This is a genomic window from Paraburkholderia sp. Ac-20336, from assembly GCF_017105025.1.
Taxonomy (GTDB): Bacteria; Pseudomonadota; Gammaproteobacteria; order Burkholderiales; family Burkholderiaceae; genus Paraburkholderia.
The window spans coordinates 1-7124 of the sequence record NZ_JAAGPS010000207.1 but is presented as its reverse complement, the minus strand read 5'-3'; the positions used below and the strand labels follow the sequence as shown (position 1 = coordinate 7124).

General features: G+C 63.2%; 7 protein-coding genes, 1 other RNA gene, 1 pseudogene and 1 riboswitch. Of the genes and pseudogenes, 5 read left to right on the top strand and 4 right to left on the bottom strand.

Annotation, left to right across the window (positions count from 1 at the left end):
* Together GXB81_RS29805 and GXB81_RS29800 are read right to left on the bottom strand one after the other, a co-directional pair.
* Positions 1 to 213 (bottom strand): annotated as a pseudogene (locus GXB81_RS29805) (iron ABC transporter permease); the annotation flags it as partial.
* 27 nt (positions 214 to 240) lie between these two features.
* On the bottom strand, positions 241 to 2247 hold the full coding sequence (locus GXB81_RS29800; RefSeq protein ID WP_205991095.1) for a TonB-dependent receptor: 2007 nt from the start codon (positions 2245 to 2247) through the stop codon (positions 241 to 243).
* An 89-nt stretch (positions 2248 to 2336) separates the two neighbouring features.
* Positions 2337 to 2596, bottom strand: a riboswitch (cobalamin riboswitch).
* Between the two features lie 208 nt (positions 2597 to 2804).
* Here GXB81_RS29800 and GXB81_RS29795 point away from each other — a divergent pair.
* The 5 genes from GXB81_RS29795 (at position 2805) to GXB81_RS29775 (ending at position 5416) form a co-directional block, all read left to right on the top strand.
* Complete coding sequence (locus GXB81_RS29795; RefSeq protein WP_167036563.1) at positions 2805 to 3164, top strand: ATPase; 360 nt, start codon at positions 2805 to 2807, stop codon at positions 3162 to 3164.
* Positions 3161 to 3475 carry a cell division protein ZapA gene (locus GXB81_RS29790; protein WP_167036560.1) on the top strand — a complete coding sequence of 105 codons (315 nt, stop codon included), beginning with the start codon at positions 3161 to 3163 and terminating at the stop codon, positions 3473 to 3475. Before GXB81_RS29795 ends, GXB81_RS29790 begins: the two co-directional genes overlap by 4 nt.
* A 177-nt stretch (positions 3476 to 3652) precedes the next feature.
* Positions 3653 to 3834: non-coding RNA, 6S RNA (gene ssrS, locus GXB81_RS29785), on the top strand.
* A gap of 132 nt (positions 3835 to 3966) precedes the next feature.
* Positions 3967 to 4425 carry an EVE domain-containing protein gene (locus GXB81_RS29780; protein ID WP_167036557.1) on the top strand — a complete coding sequence of 153 codons (459 nt, stop codon included), beginning with the start codon at positions 3967 to 3969 and terminating at the stop codon, positions 4423 to 4425.
* A gap of 262 nt (positions 4426 to 4687) precedes the next feature.
* Positions 4688 to 5416 (top strand): SIMPL domain-containing protein, encoded by a 729-nt coding sequence (locus tag GXB81_RS29775; protein ID WP_167036554.1) that lies wholly within the window; start codon positions 4688 to 4690, stop codon positions 5414 to 5416.
* Positions 5417 to 5562: 146 nt separating this feature from the next.
* Here the strand turns inward: GXB81_RS29775 and lgt are convergent, their stop codons facing one another.
* Together lgt and GXB81_RS29765 are read right to left on the bottom strand one after the other, a co-directional pair.
* On the bottom strand, positions 5563 to 6468 hold the full coding sequence (gene lgt / locus GXB81_RS29770; RefSeq protein ID WP_205991094.1) for a prolipoprotein diacylglyceryl transferase: 906 nt from the start codon (positions 6466 to 6468) through the stop codon (positions 5563 to 5565).
* 36 nt (positions 6469 to 6504) lie between these two features.
* Positions 6505 to 7124, bottom strand: a 620-nt coding sequence (locus tag GXB81_RS29765; RefSeq protein ID WP_241016583.1) for a LysR substrate-binding domain-containing protein, incomplete at its 5' end; no start/stop codon positions are given.

The window sequence follows — 7124 nt, the reverse complement described above, 5'->3', positions numbered from 1 at the left end:
GGCGCGCGCGGGTCCGGCATGCCACGGCATCAACGCGGCCAGCACGCGCGATGGCGCGAGCGGCACGCTGCCGAGCGCGAGCGACGCGACCAGCACGGCCAGGGCGATGACCGCGAGTCCGAGCCAGATCGCGGCCGCGCGCCTTGCGTTCATCGTGCGCATGGTAGGCGTGACGTGGCCGGCAGCCGGCAGCGAGCCCGGCGCGCGATTCATGCGCGCGCGCTCACGCCGGTGCGTGCGTTACTGCTGCTGCCAGCCAAGCGTGACGTAGGCACCGCGTCGCGGCGAGTTATACGAGTAGGCCGTTTCATAGTCCTTGTTCAGCAGATTCTCGATTTGCGCGCTCACGTACCACGCTTTCGTGATGTTGTAGCGCGCCGACAGATTCACGATGCCATAGCCGCCCAGATTGCCGGTGCTGTCCACGCGCGGGCCGCTCACGATCCACTCGCCGCCCACGCGCCAGCCGCCGATGCTGCGATTGATCGCGAGCGAGCCGAAGCGTCGCGCGCGCCGCACGAGGTCGACGTCGTTGTCGAGATCGACGGGATTCTGCAGCGTCAGCGAGGCGCGCACGTCGGTCTTGCCGACATGCCCGCTCCACGATCCTTCGAGCCCCTGCACTTTCGCGTGCCCGACGTTCTCGGCCAGATAGATGCCGGGGATCGTCTGCACGTAATCGATCAGATTCGTATAGCGCGTCTGAAAGGCACTGACACGCACCACGCCGAGCAGGTTCGATGCGTACTGCAAACCCGCTTCGACCGAATGACTGCGCTCGGGCCGGATCGACGGATTGCCGCTCAACGGATAGTACAGATCGTCGAAGCTCGGCGCGCGGAACGCGTCCGAATAGCTTGCGGTTGCCTTCCAGTGCGAGGTGATGTCGAAGCCATAGCCGAGATAGTAACTGTTCGCCCCGCCGAAATCGGAGTACTGGTCGCGCCGCACGTTAGCCTGAATCTGATTGCGGCCGAAGCGCGCGGTATAGCCCGCGAATACCGAATCGACGTGACGGTTGGGCGCCGCGAACGTATCGGAATCGAGGCTCTGATCGAGATGCTCGTAGCCGAGTTGCAGCTTCTGGTTCGCGGCCAGCGCGAAATCGTTCTGCCAGGTGTACTGGCGATTGTCGGTATCGAAGCGGCCGTTGTCGATGCCGTTGGTATTCGACACGCTGCGGTCGTCGCCCTCGGCGACCGTGAAATGCGTGGTCCACCAGTCGGTCAGCTTGCCGTTCGCGAACACCGAGACCTGACGCACCTTGCTATAGAGGTTGTTCAGATCGGTCGGCTCGCCATAGGCGTTGTCGTAGCTGTTGTTGCCGTTCGACTGGAAATAGGTGACGCCGGCGTCCCACCTGTCGCTGAACTTGTGACGCAGCGATGCCGAGAGGCTCTCGTTCAGATTGCCGTTCGCGTTCGGATTCGCGCCGGGCGCTTGCAGCGGATCGAGCGAGGAAAAGCCATCGGTTTTGGTGCGCGCGAGCGAGATGTTGAAGGTCGTGCGGCCGTCCTGATCGAGCGCGCCATTGACGCCGACGGTTTGCGTCTGCGTGTGATAACTGCCGTAGCCCAGCGAAAAATTGAAGCGCGGCGGATGATCGCCGCCATCTTTCGTGAACACCTGCACGACGCCGCCAATCGCACCCGAGCCGTACAACGCCGAGACATTGCCGTTCACGACCTCGACGTGATCGACCTGGTCGAGCGGAATCTGCGCGAGTTGCGCGGAACCGAGGCTCACCGAATCGACGCGCACGCCGTCGATCAGCACCAGCGATTGCGTCGACGACGCGCCGCGCAAAAAGAGGCTCGTCGTCGAACCGGGGCCACCTGTACGCGAGATTTGCGCGCCGGGCGCGAGTTGCAGCAGGCCGGGCAGATCGGTCGCGGTCGTGTCGGCAATGTCCTGCTGATCGAACAGCGTGGTCGGCGGGATCGTGTCAGTGAGTGCCTGCGGTCCGCGCTCGGCGGTCACGACGACTGGCGAGAGTACGGTGGCCGGCGGGGTCGCGCGGGTGTTCGCATCGGCATCGGCATTGGTATTCGCCTCGGCGGACGCGCTCGAAGCTGAAGCCGATGATGCGGCCGACGAAGCAGCCGGCGAAGCAACGGGCGATGCAACATCGGCCGGCACGGAAGACGCCGCCGACGCGGCAGCCGTGGTCCCGGCAGTCTGCGCATGCACGACGGGCGGCAGACCCGCGAACGCGAGCAGCGCCGCGCGGGCGAAGGGGGACAGCATGGGTGAGAGTCCTGTGGATAGCGTGCGCAGCCCGCTTCCCCGCAGGCCGACGCGTAACGAGGCGCCCCCGATGTTTAACGTTTTCGCGGGGGACGTCCTCTCCCTCTGGCCGGTATCCGGGCTGCGACACATCGGCCCCGCCTTCCCACGCGTAACGCGCAGTGGCACACTTGCAGGCTCGGCTTCGACCTGCAATCAGGACCGACCTGCATGACGAGTGCGGTCGCTTACCGTTGCGGGGGCAGCGCAGGTTCGCGCGTGCCGGTGTCGAACCCCGCGCGCGCCCTGCTTCCCGTTTAACTGCGCGCGCCGAAAAGCGCGCGCGGGCACCAGAGTGCGGCCAGTTTAGGAGCGACCCCGGCGAGCGTCAAGAAAGGTCAATCCCTGCGCGAGCCGTGCCGTTGAGTGCAGGTTATTGTCCGATCGACGAGCGGTTTTTCATCTTATGGTCGGGAAAATGCTTGCATAAAGCCAAGTTGTTACGTCTCGAAACGAGACAATTGTCGGAACCTGTAACATTCCGCGCTAAAATGCGAGGTCTTTAGAGGACGCAGCACATGCTCACCGAACTCGAATCACTCTCCCAGAACATCGGCAAGCTGATTGCGATCAGCCAGCGCCACCATGAAGCGCGGCTCGCGCTCGAAGAACAACTCGCGCACACGCGTGCCGAAGTCGAAGCCACGCATGCGGAACTCGCGCAATTGCGCGGGGAGCGCGATGCCCTGCAGGCGGAACGCGATGCGCTCTCCGCCAAGATCGACGACGCTCAGGTGCGCCTGAATGCGATTCTCGAGAAATTGCCGCGTGCCCGCGCGAGCAGCGAACCGGATAACCAGCTCGATCTGCTCGACTCCGCTCAACCCGAACCCGAGGAAGCGGAAAGCGACGTGAGCCGCCACGGAGAAAACGCATGACCACCAAGCAGATCGAAGTATCGATTCTCGACGTACCGTATCGTCTCGCCTGCTCGCCGGAAACCGAAGCCGCCCTGCTCGAAGCGGTCGCACGCGTCGATGCGGAAATGAAGAAAATCCGCAACGGCAGCAACGTGCGCGGCACGGATCGCATTGCCGTCATGGCCGCGCTGTCGCTGGCATCGGAACTGCTTAAGCTGCAAAACAGCGTGCGACACGGAGAAGCATTTCCCGCTGAAGAAATCCGGCGTACAATGCAGCAAATGAACGAACAGCTCGGTACTGTGATTGAACAGTACAGCTTGCAGTAAGCGGTCACAGTCGGCTTCGAACCCAATGTCGAACCGGTCGTGAATTCAACGAAGTAGCTTGAAACGCAGTACTTTTTTGCAAAGCGGGTGTGCGGTGTTGGTAAAGCACATGAGCACCTCTCGCAAGCGTTTGAGTTCTTCTGTTAAAGTTTGAACTGCTGTAGCTTCATCGGTTTAGCTTCCCTGCCTGGTTCGCCAAGGTCATATATTCCTTGAACCAATGCCATGTGCACGGTTGCGGAAATTTGTAGCACGGGCGTGCGCGTCACTCTGTCTGATGTACCCGAAGTGTTGCTAACTGCGACCAATTCTGAACCCCCGGTTCAGGATGCCGGCCTAGCGGCTAAGGCGGGGACCTTATCTGGAACGGCATCGTACTTCGGTTCGATGCCGTTTTTCTTTTGGGCTGCGTTTTCTGGTGCTGTTTTCAGGTGCCTTTTGCATGTACCGGTTCGCGCGCGTCGTTCAATCCCTCACGTTCAATTCGATTCATGCGCTACTGGCTGATGAAGTCCGAACCGGACGAAGCAAGCATCGACGATCTCGCCAACGCACCGCATCGCACGTTGCCGTGGACCGGCGTGCGCAACTATCAGGCACGCAATTTCATGCGCGACACCATGCAGATCGGCGACGGCGTGCTCTTCTACCATTCGAGCTGTCCCGAGCCTGGCATTGCGGGCATCGCGGAAGTCTCGTCCACCGCGTATCCTGACCCGACCCAGTTCGATAACAAGAGTCCGTACTACGACGCGAAGTCGTCGCAGGAAACGCCGCGCTGGATGCTCGTCGACGTCGTGTTCAAAAAGAAGATTCCGCTGATTCCGCTTGCTGCGCTGCGCGAGCATGCCGAGTTGCAGGACATGCGTGTGCTCGCCAAAGGCAACCGTCTGTCGATCACGCCGGTGACCGAAGCCGAATGGCGTTTCATCACAAAACAGCTTGTTTAAGGGCATATCCGGCGTTCGTTCGTGACTTATGACGAACGGGTGAACGCACCGTGTTGTTCTCCGCATGGCGGATAACGCCGAATTAGGGAACCAAGACAACGCGAGTCGCGCCTAATGATCGGACACGCGTGTTGCAGGGCTCATTGAAGGGCTTCGCCTGGCCGGCGAGCCAGCCCGTCGCGAAAGAGAACCCGCAACCCCTACGCCATCACATGTCACTTGTGTCACACGTGCACAACCTGTTCAAACAAGGAGTTCAACAATGACGAAACAAGCCGCACGGGCCCTCGCACTCGCTCTCGCCTGCACCGCGCCTGTCGCGCTCGCGCTGACCCCGACCCTCGCGCGCGCGCAAAGCGTCATGCCGCAGCCCGCGGGCGTGCTGTCGCTCAATGCGCAGGCGAGCGCGGAAGTCCCGCAGGACGTCGTCGACATCACATTGTTTTACGAGCAGGAAGCGAGCGATCCGTCCTCGCTCACGGCCACGCTGAACGAGCGCGCCGACGCCGCCTTGCAGAAGGCGCGCGGCGTCAGCGGCGTAACGGCGCGCACGGGCGCATTCTCGATCTTCCCGTCCACCGATCGCGATGGCCACATTTCGACGTGGCGCGGCCGCGCCGAAGTCGTGCTCGAATCCCGCGACTTCGGTTCGGCATCGAAGCTCGCGGGACAGATGGCATCGATCATGCAGGTCGGCAACGTGAGTTTCTCGCTGTCGCCGGAAGCGCAGCGTGCCGCCGAGCAGAAGCTCACCGGCGAGGCGATCCGATCGTTCCGCGAACAGGCCGCTTCGTCGGCGCAGGCATTCGGCTTTAATGGCTATTCGATCCGCGAGGTCAATGTGAATCACGGCGGCGTCATGCCGCGCCCGGTCATGATGATGAGCGCGCGTGCCATGGGCGCCGAAGCGAAGAGCGTGGCGCCGATGCCGCTCGAAGGCGGCACGTCGACGGTGACGGTCAACGTGTCGGGATCGGTGCAGATGAAGTAACGCGCGCGGGAACGCAAACGCGCAAACACACATACCTGCAAACTCTAAAGGTTCTAAAGACCCGCCGCGCCGACCGCCACGCTGCCCGACAAGACAAGGCAAACCGCGGCGCGCGGCTCGACGGATCAACCGCATCGACCCAAGGCTCAGCTCGCGCTCACCGCCTGCGCCGGCTCGCGGCGCCCGCGTCGATAGGCCCACACCATCAGGCCGATGCCCGCGAGAATCATCGGCAGCGACAGCCATTGCCCCATCGACAGACCCATTGCGAGCAGGCCAAGGAAATCGTCCGGCTCGCGTGCGAACTCGACCGTAAAGCGTGCGAGGCCATAGCCGATCAGGAACATCGCGGAAATCGCGCCGAGCGGCTTCGGCTTGCGCGAGAAGAAGATCAGCACGAAGAACAGCGCCACGCCTTCGAGCGCGATCTCGTACAGTTCCGACGGATGCCGCGGCAGCATGTGATATTGCGCGAACACTTCGTTCAGATGCCATTGCGCGGCCAGTTGCGGATGCGCGGTGAGCCATGCGGCGTCGTCGGGCGCGGCGCCCGGAAACAGCATTGCCCACGGCGAAGCCGGATCGGTCACGCGGCCCCACAGCTCGCCGTTGATGAAGTTGCCGAGACGCCCCGCCGCGAGGCCCGTGGGCACCATCGGCGCAACGAAGTCGGTGACTTGCAGCCACGAGCGCTTGCGCTGATACGCGAACAGGATCATCGCGAGCGTGACGCCGAGAAAGCCGCCGTGAAACGACATGCCGCCTTCCCACACCTTGAAGATGTCGAGCGGATGCGCGAAGTAGAAGCTCGCCTTGTAGAACAGCACGTAGCCGAGCCGGCCGCCGAGGATCGTACCGAGCACGCCGTAGAACAGCATGTCGTCGATATCCTTCGCGCTCCAGCCCTGCGCGGCGACGTACGGCAAACGCAGCCGCAGCCGGCCGACGACGATCGCCGCGATGAACGCGACGAGGTACATCAGGCCATACCAGCGCACGGCGAGCGGCCCCAGATGAATGGCGACGGGGTCGAAATTGGGGTGAATAAGCATCGTGTGGTTATGGGCAGTTCAGGTTCAGGAATGCTTCTACAGCAGAGGTTTTACAGCAGCGTCGCCGCGCTCGGCGCGCGGCGCGACCGTCGCGGCATGCGCGCGCACGATCTCGATGAAGCCCGCGAGCACCGGACTCACCTCGTCCGTACGCCAGACGAGACCCGTTTCGATTGCGGGCACCGACTCGGACAGCGGCCGGTACACGACGCCCGTGCGCCGCAGGTTACGCAACGATTGCGGCACCAGTGCGACGCCCATGCCGGCCGACACGAGGCTGACGATGGTCTGCATCTGGATCGCCTCCTGGCCGATCCGGGGAGCGAGACCCGCGACGCCGTAGCAATCCATAATGATGTCATAAAAGCCTGGCGCCAGACGTCTTGGGAAGATCACGAGCGGCGCGTCGGCGAGATCGCGCAGGCTCACCGGCGTGTCGAGCCATTCCGCGCCGGGGTCGGCGCCGGGCTTGCCTCGTGCCTTTCCTATCTCTCCAGCCTCGCCCTTCTCGCGGCCACGCCCACCGTCCTTCAGACCGTCTTCCACCCCGCCATTCACGCCGCCCGCGCCTGGCACACGCGCCGCCATCTCCGTCGACATCGCGATCACGAGCGGCTCGCGCGCGATCGGCAGCCACGACAGCTGCGCGGCATGGA